The sequence below is a fragment of the Paenibacillus sp. FSL R5-0623 genome (assembly GCF_037974265.1).
Classification (GTDB): domain Bacteria; phylum Bacillota; class Bacilli; order Paenibacillales; family Paenibacillaceae; genus Paenibacillus.
This window is the reverse complement of record NZ_CP150233.1, coordinates 5676061-5696327: the sequence shown is the minus strand read 5'-3', so window position 1 is coordinate 5696327 and position 20267 is coordinate 5676061. Positions and strand designations below refer to the sequence as shown.

Here is a 20267-nt window from a genome sequence, read left to right as displayed (position 1 = left end):
ATGGGACTGAATTTCACCATTAATTTCCTCGCAATTGTTTTGATCGTAGCTGTTTTAATTGCGTATTTATTCTTGAAGCTGAACAGAAAACCTGGTCAGGTTGGAACACGTCAGAAAAATGAAAATGAAGAACGGTTCCAATTTGATTATCTTCTTGAATACGTTAAAACCATGATTAATGAGTACGTAAACAGTAACTTGTTGGATATGGGAATGACAAGCGAGGAATACAATCGTCGTCTGGGAGTTGTAGCTGAGCTAAGAAGTGCCATGAAAAATGCGACTTCAGGTGACATACAAGAGAAGATTTATCTTAAGCAATTTATATCTGATCTTTTGGAACGTAATTATGGTTTTAACGATGATAATATCGATAGAATCATTCCTTTTGAGGATGAAGATCAATTAACACAACAAGATAAATTTGATATTTTGCTTCATTTATATAAAAAGAAGCACGGATTTCAAGGTCTATCCAAGTTAATCGATAAGTATCAATTGGATCAACCAAAAAAAGTTATTGAAGATGGAACGGTAGATTCATATGTAATTACGGGTGATGAGATTGACTCCATTTTTGTCAAAGAAGCACGTGGTGGTTTGGAGTTTGATGATAAGTTAGCTATCGTTGTGCAGCGTGTATACCAGCATTATAAAGGGTTTGGCGTTATTGACGAAATTCGTGATATGTCCATTGATGGTGTATCTGGTGGGGTATCAGGTGTTCCAACCAATATGCAGATTGTGGAAGATGAGATTTCATTACTGCAAGGAATGAAGCAATATAAGTATCCAGGGTACCAGAGCGTATGGATTTTCTTTCGAGGTAAATCTATACATTTATCGTTTTTAAGTTTTGAAACCGACCTAGAATTGAAAAGGGTATGTCAGAACATCTATAAGTATGACAATCCAGGTCAACTAACGGAGACGAACGGTTTTAAAGTCAATGAAATGAAAGATGGATCCAGGGTCGTGGTTGTTCGACCGCCGTTTGCAGAGAGTTGGGCATTTTTTGTTAGGAAGTTTGATCTACCAAATATGAAATTGGATCATCTGATCTCATCCAAAGATGCCGTAAATGCTGAATTAGCTAGAGATATGATTAAGTACCTGATGAAAGGTGCGCAGGTTACTGCATTTACTGGACCTCAGGGTTCAGGAAAGACATCTTTGGTCATGGCCTCAGTTAAATACATATACGCTACGTTAACTTTGAGGATTCAAGAGATGACATTTGAGCTGCATCTAAGAAGACTATATCCACAACGTAACTCACTGGCATTGCGAGAAACCGAGAACATTGCCGGACAAGCTGGACTAGACCTTCAGAAGAAAACGGACGGTTCTGTAAACATTCTGGGGGAAGTCGCTACGGATCCCGTGGCAGCTTGGATGATACAGATGTCGCAGGTAGCAAGTCTGTTTACGATCTTTACACATCATGCGACCTCTGCACGTGAATTGGTATGGTCTTTGCGGAACTCATTGCTCAAAACCGGTGTGTTCCAGAATGAGCGTATCGCAGAAGAACAGGTAGCAAATGCGGTGCAATGGGATGTTCACATGCGTAAGGAAATGAACGGTAAACGTTACATTGAGCGAATAACTGAGATCACACCTGTTCGATTTGAATCGGATACGTTGGAGCATGAAGAAGTGTTATCCAAAGGTGATTCTATTGAGAGTAAGTTGGATGCCTTGGTCAATCTTCAAAGAGAAGTGTACAGAAGAAATAGTGGAAGAGTATGGAATGCACGAAATATCATTGAATACCGTAATGGTGAATACGTTGCTGTGTCTCCAATCTCTCCTGAAAAAATCGAAAAAATGTTGTTTAACATGAACGAGGAAGATCGTGAGAACTTCGGGCAGTTTCTGAATGCGCATTGGGGGCAGGCTCAATGAATAAATGGATATGGATCTTTGCCATTGCAGGCGGTGCTCTGCTTATTTCGGGCGGAATACTTCTTTATCTAATTCTCAAAGATCGCAAGCGGAAGAAGAATCGTGAGAATGTATGGCCTTCTTCTAAAAATGTAACAGGAAAAACACCAAGACAATTGTTGGTGTTTTACCAGAAATCATATCATCAACTGATCAAGGTTCCGATCGTCAAGTCACAGATTCTGAAGATTCGTAAACGTCTGACTGCGATCAACACCTACGATGAGTATTCATTGCGTAAAGAAACGATGCGAATTACCTATTTGACGCTAGGATCTATCATTATTGGTCTTATTGTACTGGCAATAATCAGTAAAAGTTGGATGGCATTATTCTTTGGAGCGTTAGCAGCTATCGTTATAAACGAATTGTGCATTGATATTTTTGTGAACCGGGTTGAAGATCGTCTGTTAAAACAGTTCTCGAACGTTCTGGAGGATGATCGTCATCATTATCAGGAAGTGCGGATGGTTGATGAGGCCTTGTACCAGGCTGCACAATCGTCACCACATGACATCAAGCTCCAGACAGAGAGGATTCACGAAGTATTAACATCCAAGGATCCTGCTCGAGAGCTGGAAAAATACTATGCGGTTGCGCCTAACCGTTATTTGAAAGTTTTTTCCGGAGTGTCTCATTTGATTATGGAGTACGGTGACCGCAACGTTCAAAAGGGCTCCATGTATCTGAATGCCATTAATAAATTCGTGCAAGAGATCAGATATGACCTGATGAGAAGGCAAAAATTACGTTACAAATTAGGCGGATTGACCTTACTTGCACTTATTCCAATCCTGCTGTCGTTTCCGTTACAGCGTTGGGCGGAAAACTATTTTCCAATTACGACAGAGTTCTATGACAGCAGAATTGGTTTTTTAGTTCGAATGTTCATATACGCTTCAGCTGTAATCTGTTACTTGCTAATTCGTAAATTATCGGAGAATGATGAAGCCAAATATGTAGCTAAAGGTCCGCGAAAAGAGTGGGAAAAGAAAGCATATTCATGGTCTTGGGTCAAGTGGATCGTGGATCGATTGGTCCCATCTCCAAATACGAGGAAGCATCATCGAACCAACATGCTCCTCAAAGAGGCAAACTCTCATCTAACATTGGAATGGTTGTATATCCACCGAATCGTTATCTCTGTCTCCGCGTTTATTGGTGTAATTGTGTTCTCTGTGTTCTTACATTACAACAGCGTACATCATATATTCAGCAAACCGACGTCAGAAGCAACGAACATTCTTGGATATATGAATGCGGATGAATTGGAGCGTGCTAATAAGGTAACGACAATGGACAACCAAATTATCGAAGATCTTCGGACAAATAAAGATTTGACGCGAGAACAGGTTGTTCAGTCCATAGAAACTCATTCAAATGAGCCATTAACAGATGTGGCTATGAATAATACTGTCAATCGGATTATCGGTAAAGTAACCGTTGTGAACAATGAGTATCTAAAATGGTGGGAACTCCTTATCGCTATAGGCTTTGGAGTTACAGGGTATTACATCACCATATGGATTTTACAATTTCAGCGTCGGTTACGCGCATTGGAAATGCAAAATGAAGTGGACCAATTCCATGTGTTAATCTCGATTCTGTGTGAATTTGAACGGATCTCTGTGGAGACCGTACTTGAGTGGATGGAACGATACAGTATTATTTTCAGACCAGCGCTACAAAAATGTCTGCTCAATTATGATAGTGGTGCAGAGGAAGCCTTGAAAATGCTGAAATCGGATGCGCCGTTTGATTCGTTTGGTAGAATCGTGAAACGTCTAATGCAAGCGGTAGATAAGCTATCATTACGTGAAGCGTTTGACGATCTGGAGATGGAACAAGAGTACTATGCTGAGCAGAAGAAAGAGCGTTTGGAGCGTTTGATTCGAAAGAAAACATCGTATGGCAAGTTATTTGGCTGGACACCAGGTGCACTGCTGATTGCACTATATCTGGTCTTCCCATTCCTCTACATGTCATTCAAACAACTAAGTGATATATCAACACAATTACAAACCATTTAAGAGGGGATTGATTTTTTCATGGAAGAAAATACAGGCGTCGGTATACGGGTCGCAGCCGGTATATTCCTCACCATCATGTTGATTACAATTGTAGTTATTATTACGATTTCATCGCAAGATGCGGCAAAACAGGGACAGACAAAGATGGCTGCAATCACGACGCAGTTGTCGGATACGGAGTATCAGACGTATAGCAATACCACATTATCGGGTAGTCAGGTTCTGAATGCAGTACGGCAATATATGAATCAGGAGCAATTCGGTGTTCAGGTTATTACGGGGAAACAAAGAAATACTGTGGGTACATTTTACGGAGATGTATTTAACAACATCGGAGAGATAACTCCCAATAGTGGTGGTACTTTGAGCCTTGTTAATGCTGAGAAGCAATCGGCCAATGAATATATTAATCCTAGTGGGAAATTCAGATCCTCTATTGTGAGGGATAAGAATAACATGATTAGAGGAATAATTTTTGAACAGGAATAGTTTTTATCTGAAATAAACAAAAGAGAGGAATGAATACGTTGGAAGAGAATACAGGCGTCGGTATAAGGGTAGCAGCGGGTATATTCCTAACCATTATGTTGATTACGATTGTAGTTATTATTACGATTTCATCGCAGGATGCAGCAAAACAGGGACAGACAAAGATGGCCGCGATAACTACTCAACTATCAGACACAGAGTATAACACTTACAATAATACTGTACTGTCAGGAAGCCAAGTTCTTAATGCGATCAGGCAGTATGTGAATCAAGATGAATTTGGCATACAGGTAATAACGGGCAAACAATATTATCAAGATACTAGTACTTCAGGCACATTTTATGGTCAACAATTCAATCTGGATGCAAGAGGAGTAGTCACATCACTGGATACTACGAAGAGAACATCCCTATACTATGCTGAATTACAATCTAACATTCAATATATCAATCCCAGTGGAAAATTCATTTCTAGTATAGTTCGAGATGACAATAATATGATCAGGGGTATAAAGTTTGAACAGCAACGGTAGAAAATCTTGACTTAAGTCTAAGGAGGTCTCCAATGAGCGAAACAGTGGAAAAGTTCATATTAGTTGCGGCTGAGATCAGCATCGTAATTATCGCTTGCATGTTCGCTCTTGGAGGCATTCAGTCTCAGGATGCGGCAGTTAACGTTACGCATGAATCTGCGGTAAATGAAGAGCGAAGGTTGTTCACAAGTCTTGAAATTACAGAGCAAGTTACCTACACGGGTGCAGAGGTTCTTCAAAGCATAAGACAAATGAAAACCTTGGACGCCAATATTCGTGTAGTTAATAAATACTTCTATAGTTCAGATGATATTGAAAGTATTGATGTATCAGGAATCGATCTTAATCGAACCTATGTTGTTTCATATATTCGAGACAGTCAAGGCAAAGTACAAACCATTGTTTTTACATAAAGGGTGAGCTAGTGTGGAAAACTCTTTCTCCAAAATATTAGGCATGTTCATTGCCATCGTGTTGTTATTCTTGTATCCGTTGTACCAACAGGCTCAAAGACAGGATGACTTGTCTCAGATCGTTATCCACTCAGCTGTGACTACATTCGTGGATTCCGCTAGAACCAAGGGGTATATCACTCCTGAGATGTATCTAGAGTTTAACCAAAAGCTCGGAGCTACGGGGAATCAGTATGACATCCAGATGGAACATTTACACAAGAAATACAATCCGGAATATACTGATCCGGCTAATCCGGCTACATTCCGTGATAGTTTCACGACCTACTTCGATGGTCATTACAATCAGGAAATTATGCAGAGGTTGTTTCCCAATAGCCCAGCATCTGATATCGATCGTAGATATGTCATGGCGGTAGGTGACTTCTTTACCGTGAAAGTGAAAAATGTTAATCGTACTATGGCAACAATTCTGAGTGATGTTTTTACTGGAGGCATCACGGACGGCAACGTTAAGGTCTATGTTCCTTACGGAGGAATGGTAATCAATGAAGATTACTAATCTGGCGATATTGTTTATCTGTATCTTTGTCCCTTTTTATCTCGTCATGGATTTTCGAACAGGAGACCAAAAAACGGCTCAGGCCTTATCTGATCAATATTCAGCTTCACTGCATACTGCAGTTCAGGATGCTTCTCAAATGTTAAATATGAATGTACTTCAAGAATATGAGGCGGGTTATCAGTCGAGAAAATTCTTCTTTGCGAATAAAGAGAGAGCGCTGGACACTTTCTTTCGCACACTCTATTTGAATTTTGATGTTGTCAATGATCCTGTTAGACAGGGGGCTCTTGCCGGATATATTCCAGCAGTTGCCGTCATTGATTACGATGGCTATGACTTGTACGCAGTGGATGAGTACAGGGATGCCAATAGCGAAAGGGTATTCAAGCATATGTGGAGACCGAAGAAACCATATTCGTACTCGGACGACAGAGGTAACAGTATTAATTTCACGTTGGACAGTTATGTATATGCGTATGATTCTTACGCAAAGGCTTGGGTTGAAGGGTTCCGTGAAGATTTGGAGGGCACAACCAACATTCCTTTATTAGACAATGCAGCCAATTTTGAAGCGATGCGAAAAAGTGTCATCGTGAAAAGTATTCAACAGGATCTGGCTTATTATATAAACAAACATAATGAGTATGCGACTCGGTACGGGGTCCATTATACCTTTAGCCTTCCACAAATTTCACAGGAAGAATGGATCAACTCCATCGATGACATTGGAATTATGGCATTTATCCAAGGAATTCCGATAGGGGACCAATTCTATAACAACTATGCTCTTGGTGGAGGCCGACTGGTCAAGAAAACAGAGATTAAAGGCGCTGTCGATCTGACAACCGGTATTAAATATTATTACCCTAGTACATGTTCTTATGGTTATCGGGAAGATGAGACCTTCTCAAGTGAAAGAGATGCAGCAGCAGCAGGTTATTATCCGAAGGGCTGCATGAATCGCTAAAAAATACGTTGAAGAGGAGGCAGACTGAGCATGTCCCATTTTTTTTATAAGAGATCGCCTAGGATTATTAAAGAAACATCGGGAGAGGAAGTGGAAATTTTCTCCCCGCCCTCACTTCCTCAACCACCACAACTGAACATTATCTCGATTATGGTTCCCATTATGGTTACAGTTGCAGGTGGGGCGGCAATGATGACTTTTTACCAAAGTCGGGGGAATGGGCAATTTGTAACCGTACAGATGATTTCCCTCTGTATGATGGTCGTTTCATATTTTGTTCCTGTCCTAGTTCATTTCCAGAATAAAGCAAAGCATCGCAAAAAAATTAAAGATCGTGAACGTTTATACGACAATCACATTAATGAGAACAGGGAAACGCTGCAGAACTGGAAGAACGAATTGATTTTGAACTGGCACCAAACCCATTTGGATCCACAATTTTGTATCAATATGGTCAAGGAGCGAAGCTCTTCGGTATGGGAGCGAATTCCACAGGATTTTGACTTCTTGAAAGTCCGCGTCGGCATTGGAACCGTGCCAAGTAACTTCGACATTACGGTACCTAAGCAAAATGGAGTCGAGAAGGATCCGATGCTTGAAAAAGCGAGGGAAATGACGGAGAAATTCACTACAATTACGAATGCTCCCGCCCTGCTGGACTTGAGTAAATATCGCATTATCGGGCTTGTTGGCGACGAAGAAGAACTAAATATGTTCTGTCGTACTGTTGTGACACAACTTGCGGCACATCATGCACCAGACGAGCTTAAGATGGCCGTATTTATGAATAAGATACAACGAGAAAATTGGGACTGGATGAGGTGGATTCCGCATGTGTGGAACGACACCCGTTCGGGCAGATATCTGTTCGAAGAACGGGGATATCAACCTCAATTAATGGAGCAATTATTTACGATGTTACAGCGTCGTCAATGGTTGAACAAGGGGGAGAAAGCACTCCCGTTTTACGTCTGTTTCCTGCCGTTCATTGAGATGCTGGAGCATGAGCCTATTCTTCCTTTGATGATGAAGAGCTCAGAGGTCATTGGCGTTTGCAGCATCGTACTTGCACCGAGCAAGGACGTTCTTCCGAAGGAATGTGAACTTGTTATTGATTTGCATTCGGCTGAAGGGGTCATGCGTTCAACGAATGTAACGGGTGGTTCTGCTGGCGATGCTACCTATGCCAAGCCTAAGGATGAGATCCCATTTGTACAACCCTTCAAATCAGATCAGATGACACTGGAACAAGCAGATCAATTTGCACGTCAGATTGCTCCGTATCGGATCAAGAGGAATTCTGCGGATGAGATTGTAAATGTACTGACGTTGTTTGAACTATTTGGAATACAGAATATCGAACAGTTCCATGTGGAAAACAATTGGCAGAAGTCACGTTATCCCAATACCCTTCCTTTCCCTGTGGGTGTTAGAGGGGGGAAAAAGCCGGTTCTGCTGAACCTTCATGACAAGATCGAGCGTAAAGGACATGGTCCTCACGGACTTATGGCAGGAACAACCGGTTCAGGTAAAAGTGAAGTTATTCAATCCATTATTGCATCACTTGCGGTTGAATATCATCCCCATGATATGGCGTTTATGCTGATTGACTATAAAGGTGGGGGCATGTCCAACACGTTCCAGGAATTGCCTCACGTTATTGCCACAGTAACGAATCTGGAAGAAGAAGGGTTAATCGAACGTTCTAAGGTTTCCCTTAAAGCCGAGCTTAAACGAAGACAGCGGTTATTCATTGCTGCTGGTAATGTACAGCATATTGACGAATATTATCTTACAGAGTGGAAAGATCGGGATCCTCTCCCGCATCTATTCATTGTCATCGATGAGTTTGCACAACTGAAAAAAGACCAACCGGAGTTCATGAGTGAATTGGTTTCCATTGCGGCTATTGGTCGGACATTGGGTGTGCATCTGCTCTTGGCAACCCAGAAACCAGGCGGCGTTGTAGATGATAAAATCTGGAGTAACTCCCGTTATAAAGTTTGCCTTCGAGTTCAGGACGAAAGTGATAGTCGTGAGATGATCCGAATTCCGGATGCTGCTCATATTACAAACCCGGGTCGTGGTTTTCTACAAGTCGGTAGTAATGAAGTATTTGAATCCGTTCAATTCGCATGGAGCGGTGCTCCGTATCGACCAGATCAGAGTATTACGCAATCTGACCGCAATATGTATGCTTATGAATTAGATGGTCGCAAGACCAAGTTAAGAGACCAGCTCGAGTTGCTTCAGGAAACAAAACCTGCTGAAGAAAAGACGCTCAGTAAAAAACAATTAAACGTTCTTATTGAGCATATCGCGATGAAAGCAGAACGCGAAGGTATTCAGCGTCTACCAGGTCCTTGGCTGGAGCCACTGCCTAATCATCTGACTTTGGAAGATCTAGTTATCAGTTCAAGTGAATCAGGTAAAATTTTGAATCCACAGGTTGGACTTATTGATGATGTAGTGAACCAAAGACAATTTCCACTTCGGATTGATCTGGAATCAGGACATTGGCTGATATATGGTATGCCAGGTACGGGGAAAACAACATTTATCCAGACCTTGCTCTATTCACTTGCAACGGAGACGACACCTAATGATGTGAATATCTATGCGCTCGATTTTGGAAGAATGCTGAAGGATTATACTCTATTGCCTCATGTAGCGGATGTCATTCAGGATGATCAGGAAGAGAAGATGAACCGATTGTTCAATTATCTGGAAGAGACCATTAGTAAGCGTAAAACGCTGTTTGCTGAAACAGGAGTGAAATCCAGACTGTCTTACTGTGCTGAAACAGGAAATACGCTGCCGGCCATACTAGTCATTATCGATAGCTATGTTAGTTTCCGAGGGCAGTTCGAGAAGCTTCATGAGAAGCTGGATCCTCTGCTGCGTGAAGGTCCGGGACTAGGCATATACTTTGTAGCAACGATCAACCGTATTTCCGATATGTTGGAACGAATCCGCAGTAACTTTCCGAATGCTGTCTCATATATGCTTGCAGATGCAGGGGACTATAACTATGCCGTAGGAAGGCTGAACAAAGCACCAACACAGATGCCGGAAGGAAGGGCCTTTGTGAAGGGAACAATCCCTCCATATGAGTTCCAAACGGCGTTATCCATTAATGCGGTGAATGAGTCTTCCCGTGCCAAGTTATTGCGCGAACAGTTTGCAGTAATTGACGCTTCTTGTACGACTGCTAAACCAGAGTCCATTCGAGTATTACCTGAGGTCATTGCTATTCCAGAAGTGTTGAAAGATATTAATATCGTGTCTGATCCTACGCTACCCGTTCATATGAACATTGATAGTTTGAGAATGTTGGGATGGGATATGGAAGCGGATGGTCCATATTTCATAGTTGCCGGAAGAATGGAATCTGGTAAAACGTCATTGCTTGTCACGATAGGATTGATATCAGCCATGAAGTATTCAACGGATGAACTTGAACTATATCTATGCGACTTTAGACGCACGCCTCAAGGATTGGGAGCTCTGAAGGAATTAAATCATACGGCGGCATTTGCAACGAATGAGGCAACGATGGAAGAAATGATCGAAAATCTACGTACGAAACTGGAAGAGAGAGTTGCTGATCCGGATGAATTTGCCCCGAAAATGGTTCTGATTATGGACGATGTTGATTTTCTGGCTAAGCGTATCTCCAGAACGATTACAGGTCATCTGGAATATATCACCCGTAATGGACGAGAGCATGGAGTCTTTATCATCGTCTCTGGACAAGCCAATGCGATTAACCGGAATTATGATGAATGGATGAAAGAGATTAAATCTGGTCAGATCGGTTGGTTGTTGGGTACGGCTGAATCTACAGATACTGAGCTGTTTAATATTAAAGTTCCTTATGTCTCAGGCAGTCGAGTATTGCCGGATGGAGAAGGTTACTATATTAAACGGAAATTCGTAAGTGTGAAAGCAGTACATGCATTTGCCAATGGGGTTGCTCAGGTTGAAGAACAAGTAGCAGAAATAAATAGAAACGCAGTTCTTGTCGTAAACTCAGACATTAAAGGAAAAAAGACTCATATATGAGTCTTTTTTCCCAAAAAATGTTTGGCAATTCACTAGTTCTTTGTATACAATAGTTAATGGGTAAAATTTATAAAAATGGTATAAAGGGGAAGATAAGAATGGCAAAGATTTTAATTACACCAGAAGAAATTGATAACGCAGGATCGAAGTTTGACCAAGCAGCACAAGAAAGCGAGCAGTTGGCTCAGCAATTGAATTCCTTGATGGAATCCATGCGCTCCCAGTGGGAAGGTATGACTTCCCAAGGATTCTATGACAGATTTGAATCCGATAAGAAGAACATGACCGTTTATGTTGAAATGCTTCGTGCAGTAGGAACAGAATTAAAAGCTATCTCAACTCGCTTCAGACAAGCAGACCAACAGTAGTAGTTACATAAGAAGCCAGGTAAACTTACCTGGCTTTTTCTATATCCAGAGTATGAAAATGTGAGGTTATTCCTATGAGTTATTCAGTACATGCGACGGGAAGCACCCCCGCTCTACTAATCTATTTAATTGATATTAGCGGTTCAATGACACTTGAGCTTGAAGGGCAACGGAGGATGGATATCGTTAACGAGGGACTTCAGACGATTATTCGCCAGATCGTCTACCGATCAACGAAAGGATCAAAAGTGTCTCCTCGTTATAGAATCGCGATTCTTGCCTACAGTGATGAAGTATACGATCTACTAGACGGTGTTAAATCTATTGATCGTATTGCTAATCGTGGAAGTCTGCCACCGCTATACCCGAAACGATTCACAGACACGGCGAAGGCATTCAAACAAGCGGAGAAGATTATTCAGTCTGAGCTTCGTAACATGGAGCACTGTCCTGCCCCTCTGATCTGTCATATGACTGATGGCATTTACACAGGGGAAGATCCTGAACCGATTGTTGAACGGATCAAAACCATGTCTGTCCCTGATGGACAAGTGCTGGTCGAAAATATTTTTATTACAGAGGATGCTTCCACTAGCCGGATTCGCGATACACGAGCTTGGAAAGGGATGATGCCGGATTCCTTCGTGGTGGATCCCTATTCGGAGAAATTAAAACGAATGTCTTCGGTTGTACCTGAAAGCTATCGCGAAATGATGATGGAATCCGGATATTCGATTCAGAAGGGTGCACTTATGATGCTGCCTGGTACAAGTAAAGACCTAATTTCACTAGGGCTGCAGATGTCTGCTTCTACCCCGATGTAACCGTAAGGAGGAGAACACATGGATCGAACATTATTGACCTTAATTATTGATGCTACTGGTAAAAAGACAGATATAGAGCTACCTAATACGATACCTTTGCATGAATTACTTGAACCCATGCTCAAAGGATTAAATGAAGGTATGGCCCTTACGTTTCAAGCATCCAACTATCGCTACTATCTTAGCAGTGATGGAAGCGAGTGGAATAGCATGGACCTTCAGCAGTCTCTGGAGGATGTAAAAGCAATGGATGGAAGCTATCTGCGCATTGAGCAGGTTAACTCCTTCTCAACAATATAATTTCGAATCATTTTTTTGTGCAAAGGGGAGCAAGAATCGTGTTTCCACCTGATATAAATACAGAACTACGAATCAGAAACCAAGTTTACAGACTGGTCCAGCACCCTCAATTCGAAGGCATGCCTTATGGTCAGGAGGGCAGGGAAGGCACAGTATACAAGCTTATTAACAGCTCGGGAGAAAACAGTGCCTTGAAGGTGTTCCGCCCAGCCTTCCGACAGCCATCTGTCATGAAGTTGACAGAGCTCATGGCAGACCTCACAGTCCACTCGGGACTGAGCGTATGGTCACGAACGATATTGAATCCGATAGAAGATATGGAGTTGCTCGGACAGTATCCTGAATTACTTTACGGTGCACATATGCCATGGATTGATGGTGTGACATGGAGTGAATTAATGCTTGGCCGAGAAGCATTATCTCGGGAACAATCAATGAAACTGGCAATGGTTTTGGTATCTACCATGGCTGTATTGGAGCAAGCTGGCATAGCCCATGCCGACTTGTCAGCTTCTAATCTGCTGATCGTCAACTCTAATCAAGAGACGGAGGACATGTCTGTTGAATTAGTTGATGTGGAAGGAATGTACGCTAAGCAATTGGAGGAACCCGATAATCTGCCAGAGGGTGCAACGGGATATACCGCAACTTTCCTTAGAGAGTATGGGGACTGGAGTCCTCTTGCGGATCGATTTGCTGGTGGAATCCTGCTTGCCGAGATGCTGGCTTGGTCGAGTACAGACATATGTAAGCAAGCGTGGGGAGATAGTTATTTTGATCCACAAGAAATCCAGCAACAAAGTGAGCGCTATGTACTTCTTCAAGCGACGCTCGAACAACAGTATGGCCCTGAAGTAGCAGCGTTGCTAGATCGGTTGTGGAATGCAGAGCAACTACAGCAATGCCCAACCTTTGGAGAATGGCAGATTGCACTGGCTTCAGCGAAGCAATTCGTGGAGCAAGAGGCGATTCCAACATCTGAAATGGAAAAAGAGTTGGAGCAACCAGTAGAGGAATCTAATCACTTGCCGAGTGAGTATGCTGTTAACGCTTTGAGTCACGCCCAAGAGAATCAATTGGCTCGAGCCCGTCAATTGGAACGTCAGGGGAATCTGACATCGGCCTTCTGGGAATATGGCAAGCTGATTGAGCAATTTAACGATCGTTCGCCATTTCATGTTGAAATCTCCATTGCCATGGAGCAGGTGCAAGAAGGCATAGATCAGACTGTCTTTAACCCTGAACCTAAGCAGACCCTCGTTAAAAAAGGCTGGAATCAACTGATCCAACAGAATAAACAGTCCACCTATGACCGTATGTGGATCTATGTAATAGGTGCTTCAGTTGGTGCGCTGGTTTTTGCACTAATTATTTATGTTATTGGTCTATTTAAATAGTGATTGAAGGAGTGCTTTATCTTGGAAAATGAATTAACGGAAGAGTGGTCATTCCAACTCTCTCCTAAAGAATTTTTCTTCTTGACTCAGTTGGTGGGAGTCCGTCATATAGCTAACTTTGATGATCCTTATCGCGGGTATCTGGCTAAGGAATTAGAAGAGGAATATAAGGTAATTGAAAAGACATTTGTAGACAAAGGATATCTGGTTCCGAAGCAAGAGGGGGCTGGCTATGATATGAATGAAATGCTCGCTTATTGCATTGCTGCATGCGGCAGTGCCGATGTGATGCATGTGAGTAAGAAGATTGAAGGCACTGGGAAATACGCAGGTCACTACTATTTCACTCCTCGAATCGTTGTTGAACAAACAGTAGATGAATCAGGAGGCATTGTCCTTGTTCCTGTGGCAGACGCCCAGTTAACGTTAGAAGCTATGAAAGGGTTCTTTCCACTGACACTTCAATATAAGAGTCCAGCCAAAAAGGCGGTCATCAAAGACTGCACGTGGGATCAATGGAATCAGCTAACCGAAGTAGACCAGCGTAATAGACTGGTTCAAGCAGGGCATACGGAAGAACAGGCAGAGCTTGCATTAGACATCTTCAGTAATGGGGAGCGCTCAGGCTCCATGATGTTTATGAAGAGGCATGGACTGATGTGGCATCAGGAGGATTATCACTATGCTCAATGGGGAGACAAGCTGTATCTGGCGGTTGAATTGACGGAGGGTACGCTTCAATTCCAGCCATACAAGCCGGCCATATTGAAAAAAGCATTATTACGATTTGCGGATCAAATCGAAAAACTGGATGGGAAAGGGGTCAAATAAATGGCAGACCGTATCAAAATTGAACCTGAACGTATTAAGGAGATCGCTACCCGATTTCTGGCCAGCAGTCAGGAAAGTATTGCTTTGTCCCGAGAGCTAAAGTCATTGATCGATGGAATTACAGGGGAATGGGAGGGGAAATCTCAAGAGCGTTTCTATTCCTCTTACAAAGATGCCCATGTTCAGCTGGAAAGTGTATCAACTGTACTGAAGGATGTAGGGGACGAGCTTAAAGCCATTTCCGAGAGATTCAGTAAGGCAGATTCAATAAAGTAAGGAGATGTACATATGCCAATTCGGCCTGACGTCGGTAAACTGCGGAGCATTGCCTCCAAATTACGCAACAACAGCAACAAGCTGGAGAATGAACGCTCCAGTATCAATAGTAATGTACAGTCCATGATCTGGAAGGGGAGAGTGTATCAACACTTTATGGATGATTTCAGAGACACAACTCAACGGATGAGGCAGACAGCGGATGAAATGGAACAATTCGCACGACGACTGGAAGCGTTAGCCAATCAGTTCATGCAGGAAGATCTTGAAGAAGAGCGCAGAGAGAGAGAACGCCAGGAACGTGAGCGTCAGGAGCGCGAAAGACAACGAGCGGCCGCAGCGGCAGCCGCTGCTGCTGCGAAGAAGAAATAAGGGGGAAGCAATGTGAAATTGGAAGTCAGCCTATCTGACCTGAAGCGGACCTCAAAAAGTCTGAACGGAGCCGCGGATGAGATGGGGGATCTGCGTGCGGACCTGAATCGGTCCATGAACAGCCTAAGCTATAAAACTCTCAGCCAAGGTGGGGTACAAAGTACGTTCACCCACCTGATGCGGGAACTGGACGGCTTGCAAAGCAAGCTGGAACTGTTGTCGGAGTTGACCCGTCGCAAACGAGAAGAATATGAACAAGCGGATCGGGAGGGCAAAAAATTCAACTGGGGGAAGCTGGCGAGCTTCCTCACCTTTGCATTGGGAACCGTGCTGGATTTCTTGCCTGTCGTCGGCAATGTGAAAGGCATTATCGAGGCCATTACGGGCCGGGATCTGCTAACGGGAGAGAAGCTTGCATGGTACGAACGAGGTCTTGCCGTGCTGGGACCGCTGGGGAAAGGGGCGAATAAGGCCGCATCCCTCTTCAAGTATGCGGATGAGGCGCTGGAACTGACGGGAAAAACCGTGAAACATGCGGACGACGCTGCAGATGCAGCGAAAACCGTAGGTCGTAACGCGGATGAAGCGATCGACGCCGTGCCAACGAGCACCAACAAGGCGGGAGTGCCCGGGAACTCGACCCGAGAAGCCGGGGAGGATGTGGCCGGAGCGACGCCGAAGTCGACCAAGGCAGGTGAAGCCCCCGCAGGCTCTAGGGATACAGGTGACGCGCCAATGGCAAGTAACAAACCAACGGGCAAAGCAGACGATGCACCTGGCGATGCCGGGTCCACACGCCATGATACAGGACTCACCGATGCCGAGAAAGCAGCGGCTGCAGCAGGAACAGCGGCAGGAACGGGCTCTGCAGCGGCCGCTTCGATGATAAAGAAGACACCCGGAGGTAGTGCTCCGAAAGGCGTAGATGCGCCAGGGGCGCCTAAGTCGAAGGATATCGAAACTTCGTCGCAATCTCCCTCTACAGGGCGAACCACCGAAACGCAGAATGTAACCAAATCCAACAAAGAAAGCTGTCCAGGTGATCCGATCCATGCGGCAACCGGTTATCAGTTTATGAACCATGATATCCTGACGCTGCATGGGGCTACCGATTGGCCCTTGACCTTGACCTACCACTCAGGCCTGCTGCAACGAGGGGAACTGGGACCTGCCTGGACGCACCAATACGGACTGCGATTGCATGTTCAATCGTCGTTTCAAGATTCAGCTGAGCACGCGCCTGCCGTGGACGTCTATTGGACAGCAGGACGTCAAAACCAATTCATCTATCAAGCCGATGGAACCTATCGAAGTTCAGATCTCGATGTGTATTGGGACGTGCTCGAACGGGAAGATGAGGGTTGGAAACTGACAACGCGTGAGCCGCGTGAGATCTATCGATTTACCGAAGAAGGACAACTGCTCAGTCACACGCAATCCAGTGGCCTAACCCTGGACATGTCTTATCAGGCAGCGGGACGCCTGACGACCCTAACCGATCGGGCAACCCAGCGATCCTTGCATCTGGACTATACCTCGACAGGCGAACTGAAAGAAGTGAAGGATGCCCTGCGGCGTGTAACATTTGAATATAGCCCGAAGGGCGTATTGGTTCGCGTGATCGAGCCGGGTGATGTAGTAACCGACTTGGTTTCGGATGAGGATGGACGGTTGATCTCCCTGACGGAGAGTGGCATCCTCCAGTTCACGAACACCTTCGATGCATCTTACCGAATTGTGGAGCAGACGGATGCGGCCGGAAGTAAATTCCAGTTCCAGTATGATACCGAGAGTCATCCGGGGCAGACGTGGACCACTGTGACCAATCGGCTGGGTCAGACACGAACCCTCGTGCATGATGACGCCTTGCAGCTCCTCGAAGTGCATGCCGAAGATGGCGGTATTACACGTTATACCTACACGCCGCAGGGACAGATGGCCAGTGTCACCAACCCACTGGGCGAAACAACAACGTATGTCTACGATGAAGAGGGACATCTGATTCGTGAAATCGATCCCTTGGATCAGGAAACGGAATATAGCTATACCATGCACCACCAAGTCGCGCGTGAAACGGATGCCGAAGGTGGTGTAACCAGCTACCAGTACGATGAACAACAACGACTGACCGAAGTGACCCGTCCCGATGGCAGTACAGCCAAGTGGACTTACACCGAAACCGGGCAAACCGCCACGTATCTGGACTTTACGGGTGCCAACTGGACCTATGTTTACAGCGAGACAGGCGAGCTGGAGCATACGCTCGATCCGGAAGGTCGACGTTTACAGATTGGCTGGGATGAAGCCGGCCGACTGGTCGAACTGACGGATGCCGCGGGAAGTGTGAGTCGCCGGAGCTACGATGGTGCAGATCGCCTGACATCCATCACTGATCCGCTGGGCCTCACGTGGCAGACCGTGTATGATGCTGGTGGGCAGCGCATTCGCGAGACGCGTCCGTCCGGGGCCTCCATGCAGTATACGTATACGCCGAACGGGGAAGTGGCGACTATCACCGATGCGCTCGGTCACACTCGGCAATATACGTATGATGCCGAAAACAGGCTGATTGCCGAGACGAATGCACTGGGCGAAACCACGCAGCTCTCCTATGATGCCGCAGGTCGATTGCAGACCGTGACCGATGCGCTAGGACACATCACGCAGTATCACTATGATGGCGCAGGTCGCCTGGTGTCCGTCATCGATGGCGAAGGCCGGACGGTCCAGCAACTGACCTATGATGCGGCTGGTCGTCCCGTGGCATGGCAGGATGGACTTGGACACATGACGCGGCTGCGGTTCAATGCCCTCCATCAACGCGTCGAAGATACTGACGCGGATGGTCATACCCGCCATTATCGCTACGATGCCGCGCACCGTCTGACCGAAGTCATTCAAGGCGAAGGGTCAGATGAAGTGACCTATCGCCAGACATGGGATGGGGAAGATCGGAATACGAGCTACACCGATGCCAGTGGAAACGAGACCCGTCTAACGTATGACCGCAGCGGTCGCTTGCTACAGGAAACGAATGTGGCAGGCGCACGGACGGCGTATACGTATGATGACCGCGGCTGGCTAAGTGCCAAGCTGGATGCCAAAGGACAAGAAACCCGATATACGTATGATGCCGCGGGCCGCCTGATCCGTGCCACGGATGAAGCCGGGGAAATCGTGCTGACCTACACGCCGGATGGACAGGTGGCGCGTGTGCTGGAAGCCGAGCAGCATGAGGAACGAACCTACGATGCGGCAGGCCGAGTGCTTACCCGAACCGATGGGTTTGGGCATCTCCTGCAATATGCGTATGATGCCGCGGGCCGGATGACGGCACTGACCTATCCGGATGGCAAAGTGGTGCAGTATCGTTACCAAGCCACGGGTGAACTGGCTGAAGTGAAGGACTGGAACGGTCGCCTGACCCGGTACCGCTATGATGCAAGCGGGAAGCTCATCGAGACTCGGCGCCCGAACGGCAGCCAGGAGCAGCGGGAATACGATGCCGCTGGCCAACTGACTCGCCTGACGGATACGAGTGGACAAGGCATTCGTTTACAGCAATTCAAGTACAAATACAGCCCAAGCGGCTTGCTGCTGAAGGAAGAAAACAAACAGTATACGTATGATACCTTGAAACGTCTGCGCAGTGGCGCCGAGCCAGGACGTGTTGTACACTACATGTATGATCCATCGGGGAACCTGACGAGTGAACAGGTCGGGACATCCCCAACGGAAAACCCGGGCAGTTTGCTGACACAACAGCAGCTACACTACACCTGGGACAATCGCCTACAGCGTATAGGGGATTATCCCGTAGAGATGGATGCCAATGGTAACCTGCTGTATGCCACGGATGGCAGCACCGCTTCCGCGTACGAATACGATGCCCGTAACCGACTGGTGAAGGCTGGCAAGCTGAAATATCGGTACAACCCGCAAGGCGACCGGATTGAACTCGCGCAGCGAGGCCAAGTGACTCGCTACGTCATGGACGATGCGCCTGAACTGAGCCGGGTGCTGATGGAGCTGGATGGCGAGGGCAACGTCAAAGCCCGTTATGTGTACGGGCTGGGGCTCATCGGACGCGAAGATGCAGATGGCACGTATCTGAGCTACCACTACGATCTGCGCGGCAGTACAACTCTCCTGACAGATGAGCAGAACCGGGTGACGGATCGCTATACGTACGGACTGTACGGCGAACTGGAGCAGCATGAAGGCGTCACCTCGCAGCCGTTTGCGTACAATGGGCGAGACGGGGTCATGACCGATGCGAACGGATTGTATTACATGCGAGCGCGGTATTATGATCCCAAACTGAAGCGTTTCCTGAACCGGGACGTGATCCGCGGTGAAATTCAGGACGGACAGACGTTTAACCGCTATGCGTATGTCAACGGGAATCCGGTAAGTTACATTGACCCGTTGGGGTTGATGAAGTGTGAGACTGGGGGGACGGGGAATATCCTTGATTCTGTTCCGTCAGTTAGAAATGGTGAGTTTAATAAGTGGTTCAATTCCTTAACTCCCGATGAATTTGATAAAGTGTGGGCAGATCCTAAACTAAGAGAAACTATTAAAGACCGACTTAGACATCCTGGAGGGTTACATGAGTGGCATATGGTATCAAGAGCAGATGTCTTTAAAAGATGGGGAGTCACGAGTGAGCAGATTGCTGAAATGCGAACACTTATTAGCGAGACCAAGTTTGTAAATCCTAAAGGTAAACATGGTGGTAAGGGCTCAACAAAAGCACATAATGAATTGTTGGAAATTATTGATTCTTCTACTGATTATGGCATGTTTAAAAGAAGATTACAAAACTGGGCAAATTATAGATTTGACGGTGGCGTAGATGCTTTGCCTAATGGATTAAAACCTTAGAGG

At 45.5% G+C, this 20267-nt stretch carries 16 protein-coding genes; all 16 read left to right on the top strand.

Translation table 11 applies throughout. The annotated features are described in order from the left end of the window. Entirely contained in the window at positions 1–1908 is a 1908-nt protein-coding gene (locus MKY92_RS25015) for an ATPase, T2SS/T4P/T4SS family (RefSeq protein ID WP_339257328.1), read from the top strand. Further along, a complete protein-coding gene (locus tag MKY92_RS25010; protein WP_339298021.1) occupies positions 1905–3977 on the top strand; it encodes a hypothetical protein in 2073 nt (690 codons plus the stop codon). The genes MKY92_RS25015 and MKY92_RS25010 overlap by 4 nt, the downstream gene beginning before the upstream one ends. Positions 3978–3995: 18 nt before the next feature. Further along, positions 3996–4466, top strand: a complete 471-nt coding sequence (locus tag MKY92_RS25005; protein WP_339298020.1) for an ABC transporter permease — start codon at positions 3996–3998, stop codon at positions 4464–4466. A gap of 29 nt (positions 4467–4495) precedes the next feature. Continuing rightward, positions 4496–4999, top strand: coding sequence for an ABC transporter permease (locus MKY92_RS25000; RefSeq protein WP_339298019.1), 504 nt, complete (start codon positions 4496–4498; stop codon positions 4997–4999). Between the two features lie 32 nt (positions 5000–5031). Further along, positions 5032–5412, top strand: a complete 381-nt coding sequence (locus tag MKY92_RS24995; protein ID WP_339298018.1) for a hypothetical protein — start codon at positions 5032–5034, stop codon at positions 5410–5412. Between the two features lie 13 nt (positions 5413–5425). Then, positions 5426–5974 carry a hypothetical protein gene (locus MKY92_RS24990; RefSeq protein ID WP_339298017.1) on the top strand — a complete coding sequence of 183 codons (549 nt, stop codon included), beginning with the start codon at positions 5426–5428 and terminating at the stop codon, positions 5972–5974. Further along, on the top strand, positions 5961–6944 hold the full coding sequence (locus tag MKY92_RS24985; RefSeq protein ID WP_145153658.1) for a hypothetical protein: 984 nt from the start codon (positions 5961–5963) through the stop codon (positions 6942–6944). The genes MKY92_RS24990 and MKY92_RS24985 overlap by 14 nt, the downstream gene beginning before the upstream one ends. 30 nt (positions 6945–6974) lie before the next feature. Continuing rightward, positions 6975–11009 carry a type VII secretion protein EssC gene (gene essC, locus MKY92_RS24980; protein WP_339298016.1) on the top strand — a complete coding sequence of 1345 codons (4035 nt, stop codon included), beginning with the start codon at positions 6975–6977 and terminating at the stop codon, positions 11007–11009. Between the two features lie 98 nt (positions 11010–11107). Continuing rightward, entirely contained in the window at positions 11108–11377 is a 270-nt protein-coding gene (locus MKY92_RS24975; RefSeq protein ID WP_190945006.1) for a WXG100 family type VII secretion target, read from the top strand. Positions 11378–11451: 74 nt separating this feature from the next. Further along, positions 11452–12201: a vWA domain-containing protein gene (locus MKY92_RS24970; protein WP_145153652.1), complete on the top strand. Its 750-nt coding sequence runs from the start codon at positions 11452–11454 to the stop codon at positions 12199–12201. Positions 12202–12219: 18 nt separating this feature from the next. Further along, complete coding sequence (locus MKY92_RS24965) at positions 12220–12501, top strand: EsaB/YukD family protein (protein WP_076210973.1); 282 nt, start codon at positions 12220–12222, stop codon at positions 12499–12501. 38 nt (positions 12502–12539) lie between these two features. Further along, complete coding sequence (locus MKY92_RS24960) at positions 12540–13898, top strand: hypothetical protein (protein WP_339298015.1); 1359 nt, start codon at positions 12540–12542, stop codon at positions 13896–13898. A 21-nt stretch (positions 13899–13919) separates the two neighbouring features. Next, a complete protein-coding gene (locus MKY92_RS24955; protein ID WP_339298014.1) occupies positions 13920–14729 on the top strand; it encodes a hypothetical protein in 810 nt (269 codons plus the stop codon). Further along, a complete protein-coding gene (locus tag MKY92_RS24950; protein ID WP_150364197.1) occupies positions 14730–15005 on the top strand; it encodes a WXG100 family type VII secretion target in 276 nt (91 codons plus the stop codon). 12 nt (positions 15006–15017) lie between these two features. Then, positions 15018–15377, top strand: a complete 360-nt coding sequence (locus MKY92_RS24945) for a WXG100 family type VII secretion target (RefSeq protein ID WP_339298013.1) — start codon at positions 15018–15020, stop codon at positions 15375–15377. 12 nt (positions 15378–15389) lie between these two features. Next, positions 15390–20264, top strand: coding sequence for an RHS repeat-associated core domain-containing protein (locus MKY92_RS24940; protein ID WP_339298012.1), 4875 nt, complete (start codon positions 15390–15392; stop codon positions 20262–20264). The last annotated feature ends 3 nt before the right edge of the window (positions 20265–20267 follow it).

Excerpts from the sequence above, each read along its gene's own strand:
- MKY92_RS25015 (WP_339257328.1), top strand. The coding sequence starts at position 1 with ATGGGACTGAATTTCACCATTAATTTCCTCGCAATTGTTTTGATCGTA.
- MKY92_RS25010 (WP_339298021.1), top strand. The coding sequence starts at position 1,905 with ATGAATAAATGGATATGGATCTTTGCCATTGCAGGCGGTGCTCTGCTT.
- MKY92_RS25005 (WP_339298020.1), top strand. The coding sequence starts at position 3,996 with ATGGAAGAAAATACAGGCGTCGGTATACGGGTCGCAGCCGGTATATTC.
- MKY92_RS25000 (WP_339298019.1), top strand. The coding sequence starts at position 4,496 with ATGAATACGTTGGAAGAGAATACAGGCGTCGGTATAAGGGTAGCAGCG.
- MKY92_RS24995 (WP_339298018.1), top strand. The coding sequence starts at position 5,032 with ATGAGCGAAACAGTGGAAAAGTTCATATTAGTTGCGGCTGAGATCAGC.
- MKY92_RS24985 (WP_145153658.1), top strand. The coding sequence starts at position 5,961 with ATGAAGATTACTAATCTGGCGATATTGTTTATCTGTATCTTTGTCCCT.
- essC (WP_339298016.1), top strand. The coding sequence starts at position 6,975 with ATGTCCCATTTTTTTTATAAGAGATCGCCTAGGATTATTAAAGAAACA.
- MKY92_RS24975 (WP_190945006.1), top strand. The coding sequence starts at position 11,108 with ATGGCAAAGATTTTAATTACACCAGAAGAAATTGATAACGCAGGATCG.
- MKY92_RS24970 (WP_145153652.1), top strand. The coding sequence starts at position 11,452 with ATGAGTTATTCAGTACATGCGACGGGAAGCACCCCCGCTCTACTAATC.
- MKY92_RS24965 (WP_076210973.1), top strand. The coding sequence starts at position 12,220 with ATGGATCGAACATTATTGACCTTAATTATTGATGCTACTGGTAAAAAG.
- MKY92_RS24950 (WP_150364197.1), top strand. The coding sequence starts at position 14,730 with ATGGCAGACCGTATCAAAATTGAACCTGAACGTATTAAGGAGATCGCT.
- MKY92_RS24945 (WP_339298013.1), top strand. The coding sequence starts at position 15,018 with ATGCCAATTCGGCCTGACGTCGGTAAACTGCGGAGCATTGCCTCCAAA.